This is a genomic window from Collinsella sp. An268, assembly GCF_002159765.1.
Taxonomy (GTDB): Bacteria; Actinomycetota; Coriobacteriia; order Coriobacteriales; family Coriobacteriaceae; genus Coprousia.
Map to the genome: position 1 here is coordinate 77,734 of NZ_NFJH01000005.1, position 24,694 is coordinate 102,427.

Annotated in this window: 21 protein-coding genes and 1 pseudogene; 6 read left to right on the forward strand and 16 right to left on the reverse strand. The window is 62.3% G+C overall.

Annotated elements, in window-relative coordinates; all coding sequences use genetic code 11:
- Positions 1–151 precede the first annotated feature (151 nt).
- A pseudogene (locus B5F70_RS05530) lies at positions 152–451 on the reverse strand (peptide chain release factor-like protein); the annotation flags it as partial.
- A 473-nt stretch (positions 452–924) separates the two neighbouring features.
- Positions 925–3,081 carry a Tex family protein gene (locus B5F70_RS05535; RefSeq protein WP_087204569.1) on the reverse strand — a complete coding sequence of 719 codons (2,157 nt, stop codon included), beginning with the start codon at positions 3,079–3,081 and terminating at the stop codon, positions 925–927.
- 194 nt (positions 3,082–3,275) lie between these two features.
- On the opposite strand from B5F70_RS05535, the gene B5F70_RS10840 reads away from it, so the two are divergent.
- Positions 3,276–5,399 (forward strand): hypothetical protein, encoded by a 2,124-nt coding sequence (locus tag B5F70_RS10840; protein WP_241145914.1) that lies wholly within the window; start codon positions 3,276–3,278, stop codon positions 5,397–5,399.
- Positions 5,400–5,487: 88 nt separating this feature from the next.
- On the opposite strand, the gene B5F70_RS05545 is transcribed toward B5F70_RS10840, so the two are convergent.
- The 5 genes from B5F70_RS05545 to B5F70_RS10960 all read right to left on the reverse strand — a co-directional run bounded on the left by B5F70_RS05545 (position 5,488) and on the right by B5F70_RS10960 (position 8,186).
- Entirely contained in the window at positions 5,488–5,706 is a 219-nt protein-coding gene (locus tag B5F70_RS05545; protein ID WP_087204570.1) for a hypothetical protein, read from the reverse strand.
- Positions 5,707–5,849: 143 nt separating this feature from the next.
- Positions 5,850–6,455 carry a helix-turn-helix domain-containing protein gene (locus B5F70_RS05550; RefSeq protein WP_087204571.1) on the reverse strand — a complete coding sequence of 202 codons (606 nt, stop codon included), beginning with the start codon at positions 6,453–6,455 and terminating at the stop codon, positions 5,850–5,852.
- Between the two features lie 110 nt (positions 6,456–6,565).
- Complete coding sequence (locus tag B5F70_RS05555) at positions 6,566–6,907, reverse strand: ArsC/Spx/MgsR family protein (RefSeq protein WP_087204572.1); 342 nt, start codon at positions 6,905–6,907, stop codon at positions 6,566–6,568.
- A 63-nt stretch (positions 6,908–6,970) separates the two neighbouring features.
- Complete coding sequence (locus B5F70_RS05560) at positions 6,971–7,927, reverse strand: tRNA-dihydrouridine synthase family protein (RefSeq protein ID WP_087204573.1); 957 nt, start codon at positions 7,925–7,927, stop codon at positions 6,971–6,973.
- Between the two features lie 124 nt (positions 7,928–8,051).
- On the reverse strand, positions 8,052–8,186 hold the full coding sequence (locus B5F70_RS10960; RefSeq protein ID WP_256363450.1) for a hypothetical protein: 135 nt from the start codon (positions 8,184–8,186) through the stop codon (positions 8,052–8,054).
- A 382-nt stretch (positions 8,187–8,568) separates the two neighbouring features.
- On the opposite strand from B5F70_RS10960, the gene B5F70_RS05565 reads away from it, so the two are divergent.
- On the forward strand, positions 8,569–9,030 hold the full coding sequence (locus B5F70_RS05565) for an HD domain-containing protein (protein ID WP_087204574.1): 462 nt from the start codon (positions 8,569–8,571) through the stop codon (positions 9,028–9,030).
- An 86-nt stretch (positions 9,031–9,116) separates the two neighbouring features.
- On the opposite strand, the gene B5F70_RS05570 is transcribed toward B5F70_RS05565, so the two are convergent.
- The 4 genes from B5F70_RS05570 to B5F70_RS05585 form a co-directional block, all read right to left on the reverse strand.
- Positions 9,117–9,596, reverse strand: a complete 480-nt coding sequence (locus B5F70_RS05570) for a hypothetical protein (protein WP_087204575.1) — start codon at positions 9,594–9,596, stop codon at positions 9,117–9,119.
- 504 nt (positions 9,597–10,100) lie between these two features.
- Positions 10,101–10,898: an ABC transporter permease subunit gene (locus B5F70_RS05575; RefSeq protein WP_087204576.1), complete on the reverse strand. Its 798-nt coding sequence runs from the start codon at positions 10,896–10,898 to the stop codon at positions 10,101–10,103.
- A gap of 9 nt (positions 10,899–10,907) precedes the next feature.
- Positions 10,908–11,828 (reverse strand): ABC transporter ATP-binding protein, encoded by a 921-nt coding sequence (locus tag B5F70_RS05580; protein ID WP_087204577.1) that lies wholly within the window; start codon positions 11,826–11,828, stop codon positions 10,908–10,910.
- Positions 11,825–12,454, reverse strand: coding sequence for a TetR/AcrR family transcriptional regulator (locus tag B5F70_RS05585; RefSeq protein WP_206383509.1), 630 nt, complete (start codon positions 12,452–12,454; stop codon positions 11,825–11,827). The genes B5F70_RS05580 and B5F70_RS05585 overlap by 4 nt, the downstream gene beginning before the upstream one ends.
- Positions 12,455–14,274: 1,820 nt before the next feature.
- Between B5F70_RS05585 and B5F70_RS10510 the strand changes: the two genes are divergently transcribed.
- From B5F70_RS10510 to B5F70_RS05605, 3 genes are all read left to right on the forward strand, one after another.
- Entirely contained in the window at positions 14,275–15,750 is a 1,476-nt protein-coding gene (locus tag B5F70_RS10510) for a hypothetical protein (protein WP_143753927.1), read from the forward strand.
- Between the two features lie 484 nt (positions 15,751–16,234).
- The gene (locus tag B5F70_RS05600) at positions 16,235–16,414 is read left to right on the forward strand and encodes a hypothetical protein (RefSeq protein ID WP_087204580.1); all 180 of its coding nucleotides are present in this window, start codon (positions 16,235–16,237) and stop codon (positions 16,412–16,414) included.
- A 69-nt stretch (positions 16,415–16,483) separates the two neighbouring features.
- Positions 16,484–17,932, forward strand: a complete 1,449-nt coding sequence (locus B5F70_RS05605; RefSeq protein ID WP_087204581.1) for an ATP-binding protein — start codon at positions 16,484–16,486, stop codon at positions 17,930–17,932.
- A gap of 1,018 nt (positions 17,933–18,950) precedes the next feature.
- Here the strand turns inward: B5F70_RS05605 and B5F70_RS05610 are convergent.
- The gene (locus tag B5F70_RS05610) at positions 18,951–19,178 is read right to left on the reverse strand and encodes a hypothetical protein (protein ID WP_143753928.1); all 228 of its coding nucleotides are present in this window, start codon (positions 19,176–19,178) and stop codon (positions 18,951–18,953) included.
- A gap of 450 nt (positions 19,179–19,628) precedes the next feature.
- A complete protein-coding gene (gene guaA / locus B5F70_RS05615) occupies positions 19,629–21,236 on the reverse strand; it encodes a glutamine-hydrolyzing GMP synthase (RefSeq protein WP_087204583.1) in 1,608 nt (535 codons plus the stop codon).
- A gap of 286 nt (positions 21,237–21,522) precedes the next feature.
- Between guaA and B5F70_RS05620 the strand changes: the two genes are divergently transcribed.
- The gene (locus B5F70_RS05620) at positions 21,523–22,677 is read left to right on the forward strand and encodes an asparaginase (protein ID WP_087204584.1); all 1,155 of its coding nucleotides are present in this window, start codon (positions 21,523–21,525) and stop codon (positions 22,675–22,677) included.
- Positions 22,678–22,749: 72 nt separating this feature from the next.
- On the opposite strand, the gene B5F70_RS05625 is transcribed toward B5F70_RS05620, so the two are convergent.
- From B5F70_RS05625 to ychF, 3 genes are all read right to left on the reverse strand, one after another.
- Positions 22,750–22,959 carry a helix-turn-helix transcriptional regulator gene (locus B5F70_RS05625; protein ID WP_087204585.1) on the reverse strand — a complete coding sequence of 70 codons (210 nt, stop codon included), beginning with the start codon at positions 22,957–22,959 and terminating at the stop codon, positions 22,750–22,752.
- A gap of 199 nt (positions 22,960–23,158) precedes the next feature.
- Positions 23,159–23,542: a DUF1648 domain-containing protein gene (locus tag B5F70_RS05630; protein WP_087204586.1), complete on the reverse strand. Its 384-nt coding sequence runs from the start codon at positions 23,540–23,542 to the stop codon at positions 23,159–23,161.
- A gap of 64 nt (positions 23,543–23,606) precedes the next feature.
- Positions 23,607–24,683 carry a redox-regulated ATPase YchF gene (ychF, locus tag B5F70_RS05635; protein WP_087204587.1) on the reverse strand — a complete coding sequence of 359 codons (1,077 nt, stop codon included), beginning with the start codon at positions 24,681–24,683 and terminating at the stop codon, positions 23,607–23,609.
- Positions 24,684–24,694: the final 11 nt, after the last annotated feature.

Here is a 24,694-nt window from a genome sequence, read left to right on the forward strand (position 1 = left end):
GATTCCCAAGTCGAGCGAACGGGCCTGCATTGTTATCGGTACGGGCTTTTCTCACGCTCGGGCTTAATGTGCACACCAAACAGCTCAACTCTGTTCATCGAGTTGGATGAGATGTATTAGGGGATCGTTTCCATCTCATCGTCAGCCCTCACTACCACTCATCCCCCGCGCGGCCGCGCTGCTGCTTCAGCTGCGAGCGGCGGCGCTTGTCGGCCAGCCGGCGCTCGCGCGCGGCCTTGGGCACCTTGGTCTTCTTGCGCACGCGGGGAGGTTGGGCGCGCCGCTCGATAATCTGCGCGATCTTCTGCAGGCAGAGACGGCGGTTCTGGAGCTGGCTGCGCGTCTCGCGCGCGGTCACGGTGATGCCCGTGGGCACGTGTTTCATGCGCACCGCAGAATCCGTGGTGTTCACCCCTTGGCCGCCCGGCCCCTTTGCCCGGAACACCTGCACCTCGCAATCACGCGCGAGTTCGTCGGCACTCTGCCGAGCGTAGTTCGCATAGTCTCGCCAGTTCATGCCACACCCCTCACGTTGCATTCGACACGGGAACAATCCTACATGGATACGGGGACAATCCTACCTGCAAATGCAACCGGGCGCATGCGCGCGCTACGGGCCGTAGCACTCCACGATATCGATGGAATCTATGCGGCGACATCGAGCGGATCTGAGACGACGGGGCTCTCCTTGTACATCTTCCAAGGATCAAGATCGATGCAAGTTGCCGCGTCGTGCGAGCCCGAAATGTCCCATGCAACCGCATCATTCAAGACGGTTAGACACCCTCGAAACACATCGACATCAGTTGTCCGAAGCAGCAAGCTCCCAATTCTGCATCAGCTCATCCCCGTGCAGCCTCCAAGCGTAATCCGGAGCCGCCTGCACCCGTTGTACCCAGTGCCCCGCATCGTTGCCAAACTCTCCTACTTCCCCTGCACCATGGTGAGCGAGATCTTGCCGCGCTCGCGGTCGACCTTCTCTACCCACACCTTTACCGTATCACCCACGGCAACCACATCGCTCGGGTGCTTTACGAAGCGTTTGGCCAGTTTGGAGATGTGCACGAGGCCGTCCTGGTGCACGCCCACGTCCACAAACGCGCCGAAGTCGACCACGTTGCGCACGGTACCGGTGAGCTCCATCCCGGGCTGCAGATCCTCGATGGAGAGCGCCGCCTTGCTAAAGACCACCTCGGGCGCGTCGTCGCGCGGGTCGCGGCCGGGCTTCTCTAACTCGGAGACGATGTCGATCAGCGTGAGCACGCCGCAGCCCAGCTCGCCGGCGAGCGAGGCCACGCTGCCCACCCGGCGCGCGATGTCCGGGATGCCGCCGCGCGTGAGCTCCGCGGGCGCCACGCCGGCGCGCTTCAGCACCTCGCGGGCGATGGCGTAGCTCTCGGGGTGCACGCTCGTCGCGTCGAGCGGGTTCGCCCCGCCCGCAATGCGCAGGAATCCCGCGGCGTTTTGGAACGCCTTGGGCCCCAGCTTGGGGACGTCCTTCAGCTGGCGCCGGTCGGTAAAGGCGCCGTGCTCCTCGCGGTAGGCGACGATATTCTTGGCCACCGTCGGCGTGATGCCCGACACATAGCCCAGAAGGCTCGCGCTCGCCGTGTTGACGTCCACGCCCACGCGGTTCACCACGTCCTCCACCACGTGCCCGAGGGTGCGCGCGAGCCCCGTCTGGTCGAGGTCGTGCTGGTACTGGCCCACGCCGATGGACTGCGGCGGAATCTTGACGAGCTCCGCGAGCGGGTCCTGCAAACGGCGTCCCAGACTCATGGCACCGCGCGTGGTGACGTCGAGGTCGGGGTACTCCTCACTCGCGAGCTGGCTCGCGGAGTAGACCGACGCGCCCGCCTCGTTGACGATGGTGTAGCGGAGCTCCGGCGCCTCGGCGGCGATGAAGTCGGAGACGACCTCCTCCGTCTCGCGGCTCGCCGTGCCGTTGCCGATGACGATGGTGTTGATGCGGTAGCGCGCGATCAGGCGCGCCAGCTCCCGGCGCGTGCCCGCCACATCACGGCGCGGGGGCGTGGGGTAGACGACGCCGTGGTCGAGAAGCTTGCCCGTCTCGTCGAGCACGGCGACCTTGCAGCCCGTGCGGTAGCCCGGGTCGAGCGCGATGATGCGCGCGCCGCGCACGGGGCGTGCCGAGAGCAGGCCCTCGAGGTTCTTGGCGAACACCTTGATGGCATCGGTCTGCGCGCGCACGGTGAGCTTCGCCCTGAGCTCGCGCTCGAGCGAGGGCGCCATCAGGCGCTTATAGCCGTCGGCGATGGCGGCGTCGAGCACCGGTGCGAACACGCCCTGGCGGCGCGGCCAACGCGCCCCCAAGCGGGCGATGGCCGCCTCGGTATCCACCTCGACGCGCACCCGGAGCTTCCCCTCGCGCTCGCCGCGGTCGATGGCGAGGACGCGATGGTTGGGAATCTTGCGCGCGGGCTCCTCGTACGCGTAGTACGGCTCGTAGGGCGTCTTCTCGTCCGCATCGGTCGCCACCGAGACGACCTCGCCCATCCCCTCGGTAAACGAGCGCAGGTCGGCCACGTTCTCGGCGTCCTCCGCAACCACCTCGGCCACGATGTCCGATGCGCCGGCGAGCGCCTTCTCGGCCGAGTCGAAGCCCGCCTGCGCCGCCTCGGGCGTGACGAAGCGCGCCGCCTCGTCGAGCGCCGAGCCCTTGGTCTTCACCTGCATGATGATCATGTTCGCCAAGGGCTCGAGCCCCGCCTCGCGGGCCTTCTGCGCGCGCGTCTGGCGCTTCTTGCGGTAGGGCTTGTAGAGGTCCTCGACGCGCTGGAGCTGCGTGGCGGCGCGAATCTCGGCCTCGAGCTCGGGCGTGAGCTTGCCCTGGACGCTAATGAGGGTGATGACATCCTCCTTGCGCTGCTCGAGGTTGCGCAGGTAGGTAAGGCGGTCGTCGAGCGTGCGCAGGGCGACGTCGTCCATACCGCCCGTAGCTTCCTTGCGGTAGCGCGCGATAAAGGGGATGGTGTTCCCTTCGTCGATAAGGCTGACGGCCGCCTCGACCGCAGCGGGTTTGAGCCCAAGCTCCTCAGCGAGCGCAGAGATGATATCCATGTAACTCCCTAGGTCGGGTATGGGAGTGACTAGGATACCCGCCCGTGCGGACACGGGCAAATGGGGCAGATAAACGTGGACCCAAAGCGCCGGCCTCGCATGCGCTCCCGTCCCCACCGAGTAAACTGAAGGCTACGGTTACGCCCGCGCTTATCGAGAGCCACCAGATGGCAATAGCGCAACGGAGGTACCCCATGGACATCGGAACGCTCACCGTGCTGTTCTTTGTCGCAGCCTTCTTTGATGCGGTGACCGTTATGGTCATCAGGCAGGGCAACCAGCAAAGCTCGCCGGTGATCTTCCGAGCGCTCGTGGCCATTTCGATCGGCTTCACGCTTGCCTTCGTGTTCGCAGCGTTCGTCCCGGGCGGGGACGCCCTCGCGGCCGTCGCGATAACGCTGTCGCTCGCCGTGCTGTTTGCGAGCGTCGCCGCCAACGACATCCGGGCGCTCCTCACGTGCACCGTCGCCGTGGAGGCCGTATGGCGCGGCAGCCTCGACCAGCCGACCGGCGAGGCCGTAACGCTCCGCTACCCCGCCTTCTCGTACAGCTACCAGGGGAGGACGTATTGCGTGAGATCGGTCCAGAGCGTCTCCAAACGTCACGCCCGTAGGATGGCCGAGGCCGGAACCTGCACCATCTACCTTAACCCCAACCACCCCGCAACCTTCATCACCCGAAAGACCGTGGGCCTCATCACGCTTACGGAGCTCGCTTTGGCAGTAGCCGCGCTCGCTAACGAAAAGGCGGCGATGGCGAGCCCGCCTCCACAAACTGGGACGGGCGGGCCACCGGAGCCCCTCACGCTCACCGATTCGCTCCCCCGGCGGGTTTCTGCGGCAGGGCTCCTTGGGCTAGGCTATACCCATGACGGCATCCATGTGCCCCGCACGGCAACCGCGCCGCCCGGGCCTCAGAGGGGAGGCTGCCCCATGTCCCTAGCCATCGCATCCGCCGGCCGCCGCCGCGCCGCCCGACCGGGTACCGCGCCGCGGCATCGCCTCGTTGCGCCCCTCGCCCTCAGCATCGCCCTCGTCATGGCGCTCGTGCTCGGCACTACCGGCTGCTCGGACCTCGGTGCCTTTGACGAAGACGCCGTCGCACGCCAAGCGGAAGACTATTACGCAGCAAAGTACGGCGAGCACGCTGCCGTGACCGACGTCTGGGAGGACCGCAGCTATTCGCTCTTCGCCTACTATTCGCTAAAGCGCGCCTTCTGCACCATGGCTGACGGCTCCTGCGTGCTCGTCGATTTTGAGAAGGGCCCGCTCGGCGACACCCGGCAGGAGGCAGAGATCACCGCGGCGTACGAGAAGCGCTTCCGCTCCGCCGTCGTCGAGGGCAAACGGCTGCTGCAAGACGCCGGCTACACCGTCTCCCTCGTCCTGATCAACGGCTACGACCTGACCGAGAAGGGTTTCTTTACCGGCTGCATCTCGCCCTATGACTGGGATAACAGCGAAGGGAGCGGCAATCGATCCGGGTCGTTTTTCTACACGCGCTACACGGGGGACGAGCGCTTTTTTGAGGAGGAGGCCGCCCGCATCACCATCCGAACACCCCAGATCACGTTCGAGATCGCCGGCGCAGACGCCGCGTACGCGAACGGGTTTCCCACCGGCGTGCCCGACGTTCCCGGCTGGACTCATCCCATCGACGCGATGTGCCGCGAGCTCCTCCCCCTCACTGCGGGAAACCCCCAAACAAAGGTGCGCGTCTATCAGGAGGGCTTCTACGAGATCGCCACGGACGATAACGGCGAGAGCGGCCTCCTAGGCGAGCTCTCCCCCTTCGACCACACACGCGACGTGGGCGATTGGCTCATCGTCGACTGGATCGGGCTCGGCCACGGCGTCTACCTGACCCCCGACGAGCATGGGGTGCGCCTGCATCCCGACGACGTAACGCTTGAGGAGACGGCGGCCACCTATACGTTTGACGACCTCGTAGAGAAGAGCAACCTCACCAACAACGACGTGCGCGCCCATGACCCCGCGGTCTTCGAGACCTATGAGCTCGCACCCGCCGAGGGCATGTTTGCCGCGTTGCCGGCAAGCGTGCAGGACAAGGGCTGGTTCAGCATCCGCATCGCGTACGACAATACCGATCCGGAAGCGGGGCTCGCCGACCTCGGCGTCACGCCCGGTGCCCTCACGCCCTCCCTCTACTCGGTGGAGGAAAACCCTGCCGTCGAGGATTTTCCCGACGAGCCCGAGCTCGTCATCGGCTGGATGCGCGAGACGACGCTTGCCAACGGCTATCAGCATCGGAGAGGCACGCTCTATCGCGACGAGCCGATACGCTTGGTGCGCCTCTGAGGTAGCGCCGTCAAGCGGGTCCCCGGCGCCCTCGTCTCACCGTGCGATCCGGACGGCCGCGCATGACGGCGCCGGCAACGCGTCCTGCCTACACGCACTCCGCCACCGCCTTGACGAGCTTCTTCTTGGATCCGCGGGCAACGATGGCGCCGTCGTACTTCACGTACGCCTTGCCCTCGAGCTCCTTGTGCTTTTTGGCACAATGGCCAAAGCAGCCGGTGCGGATATCGCCCTTGGCGACAACGCCCTTGAAATCCTTGGGCGAGACGCCGGAGCATTTCTTGCAGAGCTTGAGGCAGGCACCCATCGTGGTTACTCCCAATAACGGCATGCGGGCGGCGACGCCCGTCGGTAATATGCTACCTAGTTTATACCATATCTTTCCGCTCCGGGTATCGCACGGTGGCGCGTCCTGCAAAACGAGCCGGAAAGCCGCCCGGCGGCGCCGCCTTACGCCCGTGCGACGCGCCGCGGCGTGCGGACGCTCACGAGCCCATGGCGGTTGCAATAGGCAACAATGATGCCCGATTGACCGCACCGGAACCGTGCGGCGGCCTCTTGCTCGGGATAGAGCTTCTTGATCGTTACGCCATCGGTGGTGACATAGGCGATAAAGCTGATGTAGTGGTCCTTGCGCATGGGATGGTCGAGCGTCACGTACCATTCGTCCTCGATGCTCTCGACCACGAGCGCATGGCCCTCATCGGGCTCCTCCGCCTCGGCGGGCGCAAGCGCGACGCCGCAGCACGAGTACGAGCCCTCCCCCAGCGCATACAGCACGTTGCCGCACACCGGGCACACGTAGAAGCGCGACCGCAGCAGGTTGCCCGCGCGATTGGCGTTTTGGCGGACGTCGCCGGTCAGAAGCTCCGCCACCGATACGCCGAGCGCGGCGGCAAGTGGCTCCACCAGCGAGATATCGGGCAGCCCGCGCCCCGATTCCCACTTGGAAACAGCCTTGTCGGTCACGCCCACCGCCTCGGCGAGGGCGCGTTGGGTAAGCTTGCGCCCCTCACGGAGCGTCTTGATGGTATCGGCAGTCAGGTATCCGGCCATGAGGGTCCTCTCTCAAAAGCGCCGTCGCGGGCGCATGTCACAACGGGACCAGTATCTCCCGCGCGACCGTGCAAGACTACCTACGGACCGTAGAGCGCGCGGGACGCGCCCTATGACCAGCCCTTCCACGTATCGGGCGCGTACCCCACCGTCGCCTGGCGCCCATTGCGCACGATGGGCTCGCGCAGGACCTGCTGGTTCTCGAGCAGCATCTCAAAGCGCTGCACCTCGGCGATGTGCATGACGAGCGCGGCGGCATCTTGGTCGCGTGCGTCGGGGTTGATAAGCGCGTCTAGTCCTCCCACCGCGCGTGCCACGCTCTGCAACTCGCCTTTGCTCATGGGCTTCTCGGCGAGGTTGATGAACTGGAACGGAATGCGACGCTCCTTAAAGTAGCGCTGCGCCTTTTTGGTATCGAAGCTCTTCTTGGTACCAAAGATCTGGATGTTCACGGCGTACCTTTCTTGCCCGGCAACCCATCGGCTCCTATAGGATTATGCCATCGTGCCCCCGCGCTACTTGGTATCAAACCGGGCGATTGCGGCAAATGCCTCGGATGCAAAAATGCCTTCGACCGCCGCACGGTATTCCGCAACCTTGCGCACCTTGCGCACCCGACGGTGCACCGCAAGCGGGTTGGCAAAGGCGTGCTGGGCGTAGAACCACCACTCCTTCATGCGAAAGACCGCGTTGCCGCCTATTTCTGCGAGATAGGCGTCGAAGAGATCGTCGTGGAAACGCTCGAGCTCTTCGCGCGAGAGCGCCGCCCCGCCGCGCAGCACACGCGCCAAAGCGGGATTGGCGAGCACGCCGCGGCCGAGCATCACGTGGCGCGTCTGGGGATATGCCGCAAGGAGCGCATCTCTATCGTCCTCCCCAAAGATGTCGCCGTTGTACGCCACCGGAAACGGGGCTGCGGCGAGTGCCTCGGCGTATATGCTCCGCCGAGGGACGCCATCATAGCGGTCTTTTTGGACGCGCGGGTGCACGATGAGTTCCGCCAAGGGGTGGCGGCAATACATTGCGAGGATCTTCTCGAACTCCCCGTCATCCACCACACCGATTCTCGTTTTAACCGATACCGCAAGGGGCGAGCGCGCGCATACATCTTGCAGGAACGCATCGAGCGCCTCCACATCGCGCAGAAGCCCCGCGCCCCTCCCCTTGGCAACGACCGTCCCCGAAGGGCAGCCTGCGTTGAGGTTGACCTCGGTGTAGCCCATCTCGGCCAGCACCTCGGCAGCCCAGACAAACTGGCCCGCGTCCTTGGTCAGAAGCTGCGGCACCACGGTCAGCCCCCGGTTGTTGGCCGGGTCTAGCTCCGCCGCGGCACGTTTGCCAAAGGAGCTGCCTGGATGCGGCGGCGTCAGAAACGGCGTGTAATATCGATCGAGCGCGCCAAAATGCTCCGCGTGCACTCTACGGAACACATGACCCGTAAGCCCCTCCATGGGCGCAAGCGACAACAGCATGCATCGACTCCTTCAATCGCGACGGCGCACACCATCCTACACGTGCGAGCGCAAGAACATACCGCAGCTGGCGCCCTACAGCAACCGAACGCATAACGTACCTGACCGTCTCAAAAAGATGTCTTCACCGCACGGTAAGCTCGTTCGCAAGCCGGGCATCGGGCTCGGGCAGCCACTCAATCTTGTCGCCAAAGATCGCCATATCCTCATCATAGATGTGCATGAAGTCGAGAACCATCCCGAGACGTTTGGGAAACATGCCCTCACAGTAGACGGGAATGACCCCATGAGGAACTATGCTTTCGACTCCATTTGGAAACTCGTTGACATCTGGGTGCCGATACAGGGAGAATCTATAGAGATGTAAAATCTCTTCGGAGTTTTGTAAGGGCGGTGCTGCGCAAGCGGAACCGCCCTAGTTTTCAAACAGACATATGCAGAAGAGTGAGCTCGCATAGAAGGCCCCCATTAGTGCTTCTATCACAACACGGCGGGTGTCAAGCCAATTCATCGGGACCGACTGCATCCCGCTGCACCGTACGGGTCAAGGTACGCATGCGCAGAGCCCCAACACGAGCTACAACTGGGCAAAACTGTGGATAGATGTCCAGCGCGCCAGACGGCAACGGGGAGGCACCACCATGATCTACATGCCACTCACAAACCGCGCCCTACGCATCTCCTACGATGCGCACGCCGGCCAAGTGGACAAGTGCGGCGCACCTTACATCTTCCACCCCTACCACATTGCCGAGCAAATGGAGGACGAGGTAACTGCATGCGTCGCGCTCCTGCACGATGTCGTAGAGGACACCGACGTCACCTTAAGCGACCTAGCTCGGGAGTTCCCCGCAGAGGTGATTGAGGCGCTCCGCCTGCTCACGCACCAGCCGGGCGTACCCTACCTCGACTACGTGCGCTCCCTCGCGACCAATCCCGTCGCACGCGCGGTCAAACGGGCAGACCTTCGGCACAACATGGACGAGACACGCTGCATGGGTGGGACGCAGCCGCCCGCAGACGTACTCGAGCGGCGGCGCGTGACGTACCGCGCCGCACTCGCCATTCTTGAGGAGGCAGAGGCCTCGGAAACCGTTGGCTAGCACTCGCTGCCTACAATCCCCGCCTACAGGCAAGGGGCTCTTCGTCCCAAAAAGCCTGGCAGCGGATGCGGTTCCTTCCTCCTGACTTACGGGCGCGTCACACCCATGGCGCGATAAAGGTCCTCGAAGCCAAGCCCTTTGCGGTCCCGACGGCGATACCACGTCGCGTAGCTATTCCAATCGGGCGCGAGCACATGATTGCAGAGCAGAATCCATAGGGGAATGAACGGGATGAAAAGCAGCCCGGCGATCGAGAGCCACAGGATAACCCTAAGCTCCACATCCATAGAAAGCGGAAGCACCAGCATGATCACAAGGGCCACCACCGCAACCGCCGCATAAGCGATCATGCCACGAAGCTGCAGCTTCTTTGCCTTTTCATAGCCGGAGACAATGCGGTCGAGCAGTTGGCCATGGCCACGGCTGAAGGTGCGGAGCGCGAATGCCATCATCTCATTCCGTTCCGCAACCGAAGCGGCAACTCCAGCCGCAGTCGCCGCCTCTGAGAAGCCATCGGGTGTGCGCAACGGGGCGTCGAACGCCCACTCGTAGAAATCGTGGTCCATGTGCATCGCCTCCAAACATGATGCAACCGGTGTTCACCGGCGCAAATCAAGCGGCTTCAGTGTAGCAAGCGCCCGGCGCGGTCCTCGGGCGAAATCGACGAGGGGCTCGCCTGGACGGTCAACTTCCTCGCGCGGGGGTTCGCCACCATGCGCGGCGAGGCGGAGCCCTCGGACGTCGAGCGCGAGGACGCCCTCACCTTCGACATGTCGCGGAGGCGAGGGGCGAGCCTACCCCCGCCCCGACGGCGCCAGCGCGATCATCATGCGCGCTGGCCCCTCTGCGTCGAGGGTGTGGAACTCCTCTGCTGGATGGCCCACACCTCCCAAGCGCTCCCCCGCCCGCCTCAATCGGGTATACTTCAGTCATTGTGAAAAGCCCTAGGGCTTTTAGCGGCTGCGGGTACCTGTACCTTCAGCCGCATTTTTCTTATATGGCTTCCTTCTTCGAATCCAAGTACGAAAGAAAGATAAAGGTACCGTGCAGGACGTCCCCTCAATCGACGCTCATACGCTCAAGTCGCGCCGCGCAAAAGCGATGGTTCCGAGCGCAAAGAGCACCGCGCCTGAAACGCCAAGCACAGTCGCGCCCGCCAAGGCGCCCATTCCCCCAGACGCAACCCCGAGCGGATCGAATAGAGCAAGCGGCGTGGCGTCGGCAAGCCAAGAGAGCTCGTCCCCAACCCCCGAAAGCATCTGCACCAGCACGAAGAGGGCACACAGGGCGACACCCGCCCACCGCGCCGCCGAGACGTTCGACAGCGCACAGGCGCCTGCCCAGCACACACCGGAGAGAAATAGCCAGAGACAGAAGGTCGCCGCGTTGGCGACAATAAGGTCGGAGGCATCGAGCTCGCCAGGAAACATGGCATGGGCGCAAGCCAGCTCGAACACAGTGAGCACCGCCGCAAGGAGAACGAGGCAGAAGACGAGAACGCCCGTCTGCGAGAGCATGAGTCTCGTACGGCTCACAGGCTGCGCGAGCAGATAGGAGATGCTGCCGCGCTCGATATGACGCACCACAAGCCGACTGGTGAGCACCGCCACGAGAACGAGGGGAAGCGCCACGAGCAAAAAGCCGTACAGGTAGTTGACCATAAACTCAAGAAGCGTCGTCCCCTGGTCCGCCATACCGAAGGCGGCGAAGAGCTCGGGCATAGCGTCGCGCATGAGGGCGAGCGACTCGCCGAGCGCCGGATCGTACATACCGATGATCACACCAGCATAAAGAGCGACCACCGCTGCGATGATGGCGGTCGGGAACAGGCAGGAGCGCAGCTCGCGCTTGAAGAGGGGAAGGGTCATGGGAATCTCCTAGCTTTGCCGCGAGGACTCGAAGCCCTCGTACAGATGGAGGAACAGCTCCTCGATCGTCTGCTCGCGAGACGTGACCGCGGCAACGTCGTAGGAGGAGAGCTCGCGGATGAGGGCGTTCACATCTCGCACGTCGCGGAGCTCCACACCACGGGCATCCCCCTCAGCGGGATCGACCCCGTGGGCGAGCTCCCAGCGCGAGCGTTCCCGCGCGCTCGAGAACTCGACCGAGTAGCCGCGGCCGCGCATCGAGCGCACCTCGTCCATGCTGCAGGCCATGACGACGCGCCCCGCGCGGATGAACGCCACGCGGTCGCACGCCCGCCCGACCTCTTCGAAGATGTGCGAGGAGAGCAGGATGGCAGCGCCGCGCGCCCGCTCCTCGGCAACCACATCGAGAAAGCGCTCCTGCATGAGCGGGTCGAGACCGCTCGTTGGCTCATCGAGGAGAAGCACGTCCGGGCGGGCCATGAAAGCCGCGACGATCGCAACCTTCTGCCGGTTGCCTTTGGACATCCCGCCGATACGTGCGCCGAGGTCCAGTTCGAAGGCGTCGGCAAGCTCCCGCATCCGGGAGCGGTCGTGCAGGCCCCGCATCCCCGCCATGAGGTCGAGGAAGGCCCGCGCGGTCATCTCCTGCATGCAGGCGTTCTCGCCGGGCAGGTAACCCAGACGCGCCTGGACACGCGGCCGCTCCCGGAAACAGTCGTGCCCGAGGATCTCGGCCGTCCCCCTCTGCGACCTGACAAACCCCATGAGGTGGCGCATCGTGACCGTCTTTCCCGCCCCGTTGGGACCCAGAAAACCGAGCACCTCGCCAGCACCGACCTTGAGGCTAACGTCGAAGATGCCGCGACCGCGCCCGTAATCCTTCGTGAGCCCGCGCACACAAATCGCAGGGCCCGCTCCGTTTGCCGTCATAGGTATTCCTCCTTGTACGTGGCCCGTTTGAGCCAGTCGAGCCAGACGAGAAACTCTGAGAGCATTGTCTCCATGTCGAGCTCCCCTCCGCCGCGCAACTGCTCGTGCAGGTAGCCGTCCCCGCACCACACGAGCATGCGCACCACGCGCATGGGATCGACGTCCTCCCGGAATCGCTCCCAACGCACGTGTCCCAAATACGTCTGCACCATCGCGGGCACGGCATCCGTCATGAATGCGTCGAGCACCCCCGAGACGTCCCGATGGCCGAGGTAGAACGCCCGGACGAAAAAATCCATGATGCGCGGGCTCGACCCCACGAGTCCGGCCTTCTGCGTCGCGGCGTAACGCATGATCTCGAAGAAGTCGTCGATCTTATACCAGCGCTCGTCGACCACCGCGTCTGCGACGCGGCGTGTGAGGGCCGTGAGGACGTATAGGTAGAGCTCTCTTTTGTTCCTGAAGTAGAAGAAGAGCTGGCTCTTCGACACACCGGCGCGCCTGGCTATGTCCGCCGTGGACGCGCGGGCGTAATCCTCGTCACCGAACACTTCGGCGGCTGCGTCCACAACGGCTCGCCTGCGGTCCTCGGGGAGGTTCTCGAAGCGCTCGAACCTGTCTGACATGGGGCCTCGCTTTCCCTCGTCTTTCGAGAACAAGGCTACCCCGTTGACCAAAATATGGAAGGGGCTTTGAGCTCGCGAAACGATTCCTCGAGCGTGCTCTGACGCCCAGCATGCGATCCGGAACCCAGCGGGCGGCCCCAGCGAGCCGACCCATCAGAAAGTACAGTGCCCCGCAGGGATTCTGCGGGGCACGCTTTAGCTGATGCCGATACATCCTCAGGGCCAAACGTCTCACCCAGCCCCAGCGCCTTCGCCCGATCGCCCAAAACGCGAGGAGAATCACCGCGCCGCTCGCAACGGCGAACCAGTCCCGGGGAGAGCCGACGCCACCCGTCGCCGCACCGACGGCAAGGGCGCCCACAGCCCAGAGCGAAGACAGGGTGGCAGCCGTCCACGCCGGGCGCGCGAGGAGCCCCAGGGCGAAGGAGCCGACGAGCACGGCGGCAACGACGAGCACTATCGCCAGTTTTTGGAACGACGTGGGGTCGAGAAGAATGTCACCAGCCACGAGCACGCCAATACCGACCGTAAGACCAGCAAAAGCCTGCAGAACGATCTGCGCCCCCCAGAGCGGCGCCGCTCGCTCGCGTCGCCTCCACGGGCTCGCCCGTGGAGGCTCCGAGGAGCTCGGCTGCGCTCCTCGCCTCGTCAGAGCCCTCGGGGCAGCGCGCCGCGAGCATCGCGACCGAAAAGGCCAGCGCCAGCACCGAGAGCAGGAGACGCAGCACCGGCTCCAGGTGATCGCGCCCGCGACCGCCGTCACGGCGAGCGCCGTGTCCACGACCACCTCGACCGCGGCCAACGCCACCGCAATCGTTTTCGTCCTTCGCTCGTTCTTCTCGACCATCTCGCGCATCTCGTCCACGCCCCCTCTCACCAGCTCGTCGATCATGGTACCGAAGAGATTCGCGAGGAGCAGCATGCTCTGGATGTCCGGCAGGGTCCTCCCGACGCGCAAAGACTTGTTGCGGCGTTGAGCGTGTGCACAGAAAAAGCCCTGAACGGAGCGAGTGGTTCCGACCGGTGCGAGGTGATTTCAAGCGAGAGCGAAACGGGTATGCGTCCGAAATCGCGGGCGGCTAGAAAAAACTTATGATGCAGCGCATCTGGACGAAGTCGGCGCCTGCAAGAGCAGGGAACCCCACGCTCTTCCCGTCCACATCAGATTGTTCGGTATGGACGTTATGAACCCGCCGCCCTTGTCCCTCTTCGAGGGGCTATCACAGCAGCGCAATCTCGTACGTTATTCTGTATCCATTCTGCGGACTACCGACAATTACCCCTTCTGTTGGACGGTGCGCAATGTCGCCACGAACAACTTGGACAAGTTTCCCTCAACCGCAGCCACACAGCCTAGAGCGGCACGAAGAAGTTGTAGAAACATCCGCGCGGTTTTCGAGGCAATGCCCCTTGGTGGGAGGGGAGTGCCCGGTAGACACCGAACAGAGCCAGATTTGAGCAAGTCCTCAATACGCTTGACTGCCACACGGCCAAGCGAGAATTCCACCTGCCCACCAAGCTTGAAACGACTGCCACGCGAAGAATCAGTTGAACTTCTCAAATGGCGCCCTCACTATCGAGCACACCGTACCAAGAAGCGCCAGAACTGTCGGATATGGCACGACGGTCGGTCGCGACTGTAGATACGCCCTTGAAGAGCATGTCAACACACGGTGAAATCACGTTCATCATAAGCGGGCGCAACAATAATCTGTTTAGGAAAAGTCCGCTAAACAGATAGAAAAAGAACTCATAATCCCAACTATGCAATTTGGCATTTTGCAACACAAAGCCGTTCGATTTATACGTAAGGAGCAAACGTGAGCGAAACCTGGGAAACATTCCTTCTAAACGAGTTTGACTTCTTTTCTCTCCAGCCATTAGACGTTGTCATCTGCGCAGCCATTGGATTTATGTGTGTGCCTTTAATTCGCTTCTCAGGCCCTCGCGTGCTTGGACTGGATTACCACACGCGTATTGTCCAGTATAAACCTGATGACACGGGAACAACCAACATCATTTATAGGATCATATCGCCCGTCGTCGTCTCGTACATCATGGTAATTGCGCTGTCCTCGTGCAGCCTCGTTCTCGGTCGACACTGGTCGCTGGCAGTTCGATGGATGCCAGTCTTTGTATATTGGATTGCACAAATCCTCATAGTTAGTATCCGTGTTGGTGAGATTTATCCTATCTGGACGGTGCTCATTCAAGCACTCGTATCGCTTATGACTGCAATATATTTTGACTGGGCCGTCATATGCAAACTTCCCGTTTCCGGAATAACTGCTTTCGATCAGTCAAATATTGGCTGGCAGGTACTTACTGGAGTCTTTTTGACGGCAAGTCAATTCATACTTCTCGGAATCGTACGAGGGGTTGGTCGTTATAACAATCGTCTGCAGCGCAAATATTTTCAGCGAGTCTATTCAAATAAACTTGCTGGGGATTCTATTGACCAGCAAACAGAGCGAAAGCTTTATAATTATATTCGAGAGTACGGAGACATGCTTCCAGAGAGGCTTTCTTCAGACCTGCTACTCCGAGCCTTTTTCTTTACGGTTATGCTCATTGAGGATTCAAATCGACCAAATTGGTTTCGAATGGTTGAACGGGCCGGATTTCGCTTTGGCATTATAAAGACCACGGGCATCATGCAGGTTAAGTCTCAGAAGGCCCTCACGGATAAGGAAAGTGTTGCCGCTTCCCTTCCCATTATTGAGAGAATTTGGAATGATTTTTTGGTCGACGCCGCTCGCCAACATTACGATGTATCCCCGACCATCTCTTTCTCTTCTAACTGGTATCGCTATCGATATAAAGAACTGCAGGAGATGGCGATTCAAAAAGGCGGATTGCTGTATGGAAGGTACTGCGGAACTGTTTTAATTGATATACGGGAGATTTTCGACGAGGTGCTTCGCTTTTTCGATTGCGCCGAGCGATTCTTCTCTCCAGAATACGTAGTAGTGAGGTCAACGCTTTTCTCGTCTTTCGCAAGCGTAATGCCCGGACGCGAGTTATGCTTTCAGGCCGATTCCTTGTCCATTGTGCCTGAGGCTGTTCCCACGTCGGAAACTAAAGCGATTGTGAGCGCTCGTGAGAATGTCTCTCTGGAAACAATTAAGAGCTGCTTAACAGTTATTGAAAACTACGGACTTGTCATATCAGTAAGTAACCCGCATAGCATCGCGCGCTGTGTTATTACCGCCCTTGTGGATGAAGCGAGAATCAAAGAGCTTTCGGAAAAGCTTCCACACTGGAAAATTGCTTTTATGGGTGACGCAAAGGAATAAGCTGAAAGGTAAATTGAGTCGCGAGATTCACCGTGCCCCGAGTGTATCATTTTGCAGAGAGCATGAATTGATTCCGCTGGTAGATGAGTAGAAAGCGCGTACCGATCCTCTTTCCTTGGAATAGTCTTTGTCTAGCATTCCATGTTTGAACGGAGACTCACGGCATCGAGCCAGAGAAACAAGGAGAATGACAGGTTTCGATAACGCTGCTCCATCGTGGGAACCTTACTGCGATGAACCTGCAGTCCCCATCAAGACCGTGGGCACCACTCAGTCAACGCCCTCTTTTCGAAACAGGATTTGAGAAGGAGCTTATGATGAGCGAGGGGTTGATCTCGACCGTGCGCAAAATGCCCAATTTGCATCTAGAGTTATGAAGGCGAGGCTGTTAGGGTCCCTTGTATCGCAAGCCGGTTCTTCGCTGCTGGAATCATGGGGCTCAACAACGAATTTGTTCTGACTTGGGGCCATGCGGAATCCATAAGTGTTCTTGCTAGCAATCTACCGCGAGCTCAGGCGCATCCTTTCCGCCGGCGAGGTCGGCGAGGGGCTCGCTTGGACGGTCGACTTCCTGGCACGGGAGTTTTCCGCCATGCGCGGTGAGGCGGAGCCCTCGGGCGTCGAGCGGGAGAACGCCCTCATCTTCGGCATGTCGCGGAGGTGAGAGACGAACCTCATCGGTCAGCCTGCCGCAACCGTACGATAAAATATCGCCCAAGGACAGGAGGGCCCGATGCAGCACCCCATCGAACAAAACGATCCGAAACGGTTCTCCTCGGAGAAGGAGAACCAGTACTTCGACCGCAAGAGCGCCCGGAAGGACGCTAACGACATCTCCAGGCACATCAGCGCCTTTGCGAACGCATCCGGCGGCAAGCTCGTCATCGGCATCGAGGACGACGGCGAGATCACCGGCTTCAGGCGCAGGGGCGCCCACGACATCGAGGACTTCCTCCAGGCCCCCATCACGTGCTGCGACCCCGTCCCCGCCGTCAGGGCCAAGGAGGTCAACGTCACCAACTCGAGCGGGGAGAGCGATCGCATCCTCGTCCTCGACGTCCAGGCCTCAACAGACCGGGTTATCGCGAGAAAGCGCGACGGCGAGGTCTTCCTCAGGCAGAAGGACGAGAGCGTCCGGCTGGACCGCGAACAGGTCCGCGCGCTCGAGTACGACAAGAACCAGAGGCGCTTCGAGGACGAGCTGGCAGACAGGTCCGGCATCGACGACATCGACCGCGAGGTGATGGACCGCTACCGGGAGGAGCTCGGGACCGACGCCCCCTACGAGCAGATACTCAGGAGCAGGGGGATGCTCGTCGACGGGCACCTCACCAACGCGGGGGTTCTCCTGTTTGCAAGGAACCCCGCGCAGTTCATCCCGTGCGCCCGCGTGAGGGTCATGCGCTTCGACGGCAGCAGGATGGAGACCGGGCGGCGCCTGAACATCGTGAAGGACAGGACCTTCGACGGGCCCCTCCCCAAGGTGATCGAGGGTGCCAAGCAGATGATCTCCAGCCAGCTCCGGGAGTTCCAGTTCCTGGGGGACGACGGGAAGTTCAAGATCATCCCCGAGTACCCGGAGTTCGCGTGGTTCGAGGGCCTCGTCAACGCGGTCACGCACAGGAACTACGCCTACTCTGGCGACTACATCCGCGTCATGATGTACGACGACCGCCTTGAGATCCTCAGCCCCGGAAAGCTCCCCAACATCGTCACCCTCGAGAACATGCGCCACACCCGCTGGTCGCGCAACCCCATCATCGCCCGCACCCTCGTCGAGTTCGGCTGGGTGAGGGAGCTCAACGAGGGGGTGCAGAGAATCTACGACGAGATGGCCAGCTTCTTCCTCAACGACCCCGTCTTCTCGGAGCCGAACGACTCCTCGGTGCTGCTCACGCTCGAGAACAGCATAACGTCGCGCGTCCTCAGGCAGAGCGACACCGTCTCCGGCATCGTCGGCGAGGACGCGTACAGGACCCTCACCGAGCCCGAGCTGTCAGCGGTCCAGATCGTGTATGCAAGGAGCAAGGTCACCGTCAAGCAGCTGTCCGAGCACCTCGGAAGGAGCGCCAAGTTCGCCAGGTCGACCCTGAGGGGCCTCGTCGGCAAAGGCATCCTCTCATGGCACGGCTCCGGCCCCAAGGACCCGTCCCAGTACTACTCCTTCCCCCGCCCCCGTTAAGACTGATAAGATGGCCCCGCAGGCCCGGTGAGATTCCCGGGCCTGCGGGGCCGAGCGGGTAAGAGTAAGTCCGAGTAGTTCCGAGTAGGTAAGGGCGACGATTGGCCCATCTTGCGCCGTAATCTGATAAAAGCGCAGATAAACACCTCGACAGTCATTTCGACAAGCCGTTTTACTGGGTTCGAGTAAGTCCGAGTAGTTCCGAGTAAGTCCGAGTAGTTCCGAGTAAGTCCGAGTAGTTCCGAGTAGCCCAGCAGCAACCCGGCTACCCGCTGCATGAAAACAGCAGCTCAGACGCATGACATGCCGCCACATGAAGCGGCTAACTCGGGTAAGAGTAAGTCCGAGTGGTCAGAGCAGGGCCCGACTCCCCCCTTGCTCAGCCGAGTGCTGAGCCCATCGGACAAAACCAAGGCGACAACCCGATGGCGACGAGCCGAAGCCGGCGGATGCCGGTTATTCCTCGTGCGCGCAGCCTGTCGCGGGCCCCGCTTTCCCCGCAAGGGCCGCGATGCTTCCCCGGCTTCTTTCGGGCCCGGCCGCCCCCGCTCAGAGCGGTGCCGGCGAAGCTCGCCCGAAACAACCGGTCGGCGGCGCCTCCCTGCCGGAAAACCAGCGGCTCCGCCTTCGTTTCCCCCCTTGCGGCGCGCGGGATCCCGCGCGCCCTCCGCTCCCGCTCCGGGCGGTCGGCAGCTAACGAGGCATAGCCGGTTACGGAAGGAGCGTGAGGACGGTGAGGGAGAGCCTAGAGGTCGGCCGTGTTCTCCACGAGGCCGAAGCGCCCGCCGAGCGTCACGAGCGCGTCCCCGTCGAGGTACCGCAGGGGCCCGCCGGAGGGAACGCCCCTCGCCTCGTCCACGTCGGTTGACCGAAGCGTTCCAGTCGCACCCCGGGCAGTAGAGCGCAATCTCCCCCGGGCGGCGGGAGTACCGGAACATGCGCGCTCTTTCCTCATACAAGACAACACGATTGAAGAGAACGGCCCCACAGCCTTGGAATCCGTACCGCAATTAAGCAGCTACACCACAAAACCTTGGTGCTTCTTATACTCCATGAGTGCGACATCAAGAACGTCTATTGCCGCCTCAAAATAACCAAATGAGCGCTCTGCCTCTTTTCGCTTGTACTCATCCTCAGGAAAATAGCTTCCGATGCAAAGCCCCTCCGATAATAGCTCTCGAACAATTTCAACACGTCTCATGCACGAATCGTATTTGTTAACGATTTCCAACTTATCCTTGTCCACACTCGTCTCCATCGCTTTTTCCCTTCAGATAACCGAACAATAGCTCCGAGGATCCTCGACTTCGAGAGCATATCGTCACGTGCGGACAAAAAACGATGACACTTCATGGCTCCGTGCATTGAGTTCAAATTGCGTTCCAACCGGGCGCCACGCTCGCGATTATGCACGTTAGCCCTTCCGTCATCAGCTCCCTCAGGGACGTCCACACAGTGCCGGCGAGTTACGCCGAATGCCGTCATGTATCGCGAAGCCTCTTCATGATTTAGCTATTTTCCGGCACTTATTCACAGCAAAAGACCTCCCATCGAATGCGATGGGAGGTCTTTTCTGTCATCCAGTTGAGTTCCGATGTGCCGGCGGCTTGCTCGTTACCGGTGGACGGGATGGTACAGAATGGTACGAGTTTTAATCATACGTACAGTCCAAAAATACGAACGTATGTACGATGATTTACTCCCACTCGATTGTCGCGGGAGGCTTCGACGTGATGTCGTACGCCACGCGGTTCACGCCCGGCACCTCGGCCACGATGCGTCCGCTGATACGCGCGAGCACCTCGTAGGGCAGCTTCGCCCAGTCGGCGGTCATGGCGTCGCTCGACTCCACCGCGCGCAGGATCACGGGGCGCGCATAGGTGCGCTCGTCGCCCATCACGCCCACGCTCTTGATGTCGGGCAGCACCGCGAAGTATTGCCAGCAGCTGTGCTCGGAGTTGCGCTCCCCCGTCGCCTCGAACAGGCGCTGGTTGTACGCATCGAGCTCCTCGCGCACGATGGCGTCGGCGTTCTTCAGAATCTCAAGCTTCTCGGGGCTCACCGCGCCGATGATGCGAATGGCGAGGCCCGGACCCGGGAAGGGCTGGCGGTACACGATGTGCTCGGGCAGCCCCAGCGCCAGACCGAGCTCGCGCACCTCATCCTTAAAGAAATGGTCGAGCGGCTCGATAAGGTCGAAATGCACGCCCTCGGGGAACGGGATCAGGTTGTGATGGCTCTTGATCGTAGCCGTCTTGCCGCCCGTCTTGCGCGCGCCGCTCTCGATGATATCGGGGTAGATGGTGCCCTGTGCGAGGTACGTTACCGGGCGACCATCCTGCTCGAGCTGCTGCGCGACCGCGAAGAACTCGTTCCAGAACTGCGTGCCGATAATGCGGCGCTTCTCCTCAGGCTCCGTCACGCCGTCGAGCAGAGCAGCATAACGGTCCTCGGCGTGCACGTGGATGAAATCGACGTCGAACTGCTTGGTGAAGATCTCCTCCACCTGCTCGGGCTCGCCCTTACGCAAGAGGCCGTGGTTGATGAACACGCAGGTCATCTGACGGCCGATAGCGCGCGCACCCAGCGCTGCGACCACGCTCGAGTCCACGCCGCCGGAGAGCGCGAGGATAACGCGGTCGTCACCCACCTGGGCGCGAATGGTCTCGGTCATGCTCTCGACGAGGTTGTCCATCGTCCACGTGGGCTCGAGCCCGCAGATGTCAAACAGGAAGTTCGAGAGGAGCTGCTGACCGTACTCGGTGTGACGCACCTCGGGATGGAACTGGGTGCTGTAGAGCTTCCGCTCCGGGCACTCCATGGAGGCCACCGGGCACACGCTCGTCTCGCTCGTCACCACAAAGCCCTCGGGCACGCGGCTCACGGCGTCGCGATGGCTCATCCACACCGTCTGCTCGAGCGGCGTGGCGTTGAAGAGCGCGGAGTCCGCCTCGCGCGTGATGGTCGCCGGGCCGTACTCGCCCACCTCGGAGTGACCCACCTCGCCACCGAGCGTGACGGCCATGATCTGGTGCCCGTAGCAGAAGCCGAGAACCGGTAGCCCCAGGTCGAAGATGGCGGGGTCGATGGAGGGAGCATCCTCGGCGTACACGCTTGCGGGACCGCCCGAAAGGATGAGCGCCGAGGGGTTCAGGGCGCGCACCTCGTCGGCGGTGATATCGCACGGTACGATCTCTGAGTACACATGAAGATCGCGCACACGGCGGGCGATGAGCTGGCCGTACTGTGCGCCAAAGTCGAATACGAGCACCTTCTGGTTCGTGGCAGATGCGTTCTGGGGCATGGATCTCCTCTCCCTCGCGCCGGGTGTACCAGCGCGTATTTCGAACTTACCTATCATACACGCTCGCCTTTTTTACACAGCCACGGGCACCCTATCTGCACGTCTTCGCCAACTCGGCGCACCTCTCGAGCTCGGATGTCTGCTCGACATCCGTCAGAGGATCGCCGACGGCTGCGCGCCGGGGAGGACTCCGCGGTGCGCGCCAGACGGATGCATCGCCTACAATACGGTACATCGAACACATCCGCGTCGGTCCCATCTCGACCATCGGCAGAAAGCGACACGCATGAAGAAGATCCTCCTCATCGCAACCGGCGGCACCATCGCCTCAACCGAAGACGGCAACGGGCTCTCACCCGCCCTCTCCGGCGCCGAGCTTGCCGCCTGCGTGCCCGAGATCGAGGGTCTTTGCGAGCTCGACGTCGTCCAGCCGATGAACATCGACAGCACAAACATGCGCCCCGCCGACTGGCTGCGCATCCGCGACGTGGTGATGGACGGCTACGATGCCTACGACGGATTCCTTATCCTCCACGGCACCGACACCATGGCATACACCGCCGCGGCGCTCTCCTATCTGATTCAGGCGAGCCCCAAGCCCATCGTGCTCACCGGCTCGCAACGCCCCATGATGAGCCCGTTTACCGATGCCAAGCTCAACCTCTACCAGAGCCTGCTCTGGGCGGTGGACGATGCCGCCCGCGACGTCGCCATCGTCTTTGGCGGCCTGGTGATCGCCGGCACGCGCGCCCGCAAGCAGCGCACCCTGAGCGCCAATGCGTTCTCGAGCGTCAACTTTCCGCCGCTCGCCTACATCCGCCACGACCGCATCGTGCGGGGCGGGGCGGCCCTCCCGGGTTGGACCATCGACGACCGCGCCCTCGAGGCCATGGTAAGTGCCACCGAGACCGACGCCGGCATGGCGGCGCTCGCCCATGCCTTCCGCACCGCCCGCGATGCGCGCGACAGCGCCCCCACCACGTTTGCGACGCTCGATGAGCGCGTCGGCGTGCTCAAGCTCACCCCCGGCATGAGCCCGCGCGTCTTTGAGGTAATGCGACCCGCTTATGACGCCCTGATTTTGGAGACGTTCGGGCTGGGCGGCATTCCCGAGTACGGCCCCGATACGTCCGCGACGGGCGACACCGCGTGCGACCATACCTGCGTCGAGCCCTCGTTCAGGCAGGCCATTTTTGACTGGGTTGATTCGGGGCGCATCGTCGTCATGACGACGCAGGTGCCCGAAGAGGGGCTCGACCTCGGCGTGTATGAAGTCGGGCGCGCCTACGCCGATCATCCGGGTATCCTGCACGGCGACGACATGACCACCGAGGCGCTCGTCGCCAAGACGATGTGGGCGCTGGGGCAGACGCACGACCCCCGCGAGGTCGCCCGCCTGTTCTATCAGGTCGTAAACCACGATCGCACGGCGGCGCGGTAGCCGCGCCCGCCTGGGGCATCCCCCGGTCGGTTTTCTCCGCACCGGGCACCGGGTACCAGGCGTCCTATGAGCCTACTTGAGCAACTCGACCATCGGAACGTCGAGGCCTCTCGCCACCCGCTCCAGCATCTTGATCGTCACATTGGCGCTTCCGTTCTCGATTTGTGAGAGATAGGGGCGGCTGATACCGACCATCAGGGCAAAGTCGGTCTTGCTCAGACCTTGCCGCTTACGCAGCTCCTGCACGCGCACGCCGATTTTCTGTAACGTCGATTCACTCATGCCATGAGTGTGCAGAACCGAGCGTGCCCAAACGTAAACTATAGTTTCCCTTTTGGCCAAAGAGCACGGAAGCCGCGCGCAGCGGCGCCGGCATCGCGGACGGTCGTGTCAGCATGCCGAGAGCATATGCTCATACGGCAAAAGCCCCCGGCACAGCGCCGGGGGCTCGCAAGCTTTGAGGTTGGAGATGAGGGCGGTCTCAGCCCAGCCAGGGCGCGCTCTGACCGGTGAGCGCCATGGCCATAAGGTAGATATTTGCCACGTTGAAGATGACTGCGGCAACCAACCCGCTCCGCACGTAGCGCCTAAAGGTGAGCTGCGCGATGGCGGGCGATGCGCCGTCAGCCCCCGAGCGGCGGTAGGCGCTCAGAAGCGACGCCGCGCCGAGCGCGAGGCAGATAAGGGGAAGCAGCACCAAATGCCACCGCGTGCCCGTGCGCGCCGTATCGGCGGCCGCATTGAAGCCGATCACGACTGTCTCGGGTATCTGGGGCAACAGCACCACCAGCTCGATAAGGGGGATGAACGAGAGCACCGTGAGCGCGATCGCCATAATCCCGTTGGTTCGTCCGTACTTGAACATCTGCATCCCTTTCGCAGGCGGCGTCCGCATTCCACCGGCGTCGCCTTCCACCTTCGGTGCCGCGTTACACGTTGAAGCGGAAATGCACCACGTCGCCGTCGGCCATCACGTAGTCCTTGCCCTCCATACGGAGCTTGCCCGCTGCACGGGCGCCGGCCTCGCCGCCCAGTTCGATGTAATCATCGTAGCTGATGACTTCGGCCTTGATGAACCCGCGCTCGAAGTCGGAGTGGATGACACCCGCCGCCTGCGGCGCCGTAGCGCCCTGGCGCACCGTCCATGCCTTGACCTCCATTTCGCCCGCCGTGAAGAACGACTGCAGGCCGAGCAGCCTGTAGGCCGCCTGAGCGAGCACCTCCAGGCCGGGGCGCTCGAGACCCAGGCTCTCCAGGTACTCCGCCGCCTCCTCGGGCTCGAGCTCAGAGAGCTCCGCCTCGACCTTGGCGCAAATGGGAATGGGCGCCACGCCGTCGATGGGCTCGAGTTCGCGACCGAGCATGTCCTCGTCAACGTTGGCGACATAGAGGATCGGCTTCATCGTGAGGAGGAAGAGCCCCTTGGCGGCGGCGCGCTCCTCGGGCGTCATCTCGAGCGTGGCGGCGCGGTTGCCTTCATTCAGCCACTCCGTCAGGCGACGGGCGATCTCCAGCTTGGGGGCGAGCTCGCGGTCGCGCTTGGCCTCCTTCTCGAGCTTGGGGAGCTGCTTCTCGAGCGTCTGCAAATCCGCCAAGATGAGCTCGGTCATGATGGTGTCGGCATCTGCCGCCGGGTCGACAAACGCGCCCGTGCGCCCCACCTCGCGCATCACGTTGGGGTCGTTGAAGTAGCGCACGACCTCGCAGATGGCATCCGTCTCGCGGATGTTGGCGAGAAACTGGTTGCCGAGCCCCTCACCCTCGTTAGCGCCCTTGACAAGGCCCGCGATGTCGACGAACTCGACGGTGGCGGGCACGATGCGCCCCGGGTGCACGATGTCGGCGAGCTTTTGCAGGCGATCATCCGGCACGTTGACGATGCCGACGTTAGGGTCGATCGTCGCAAAGGGGTAGTTGGCGGCAAGCCCGCCCTTCTTGGTGAGCGCGGTAAAGAGCGTCGACTTGCCCACATTGGGCAGGCCCACGATACCGATGGAAAGCGACACGGTCTCAGATC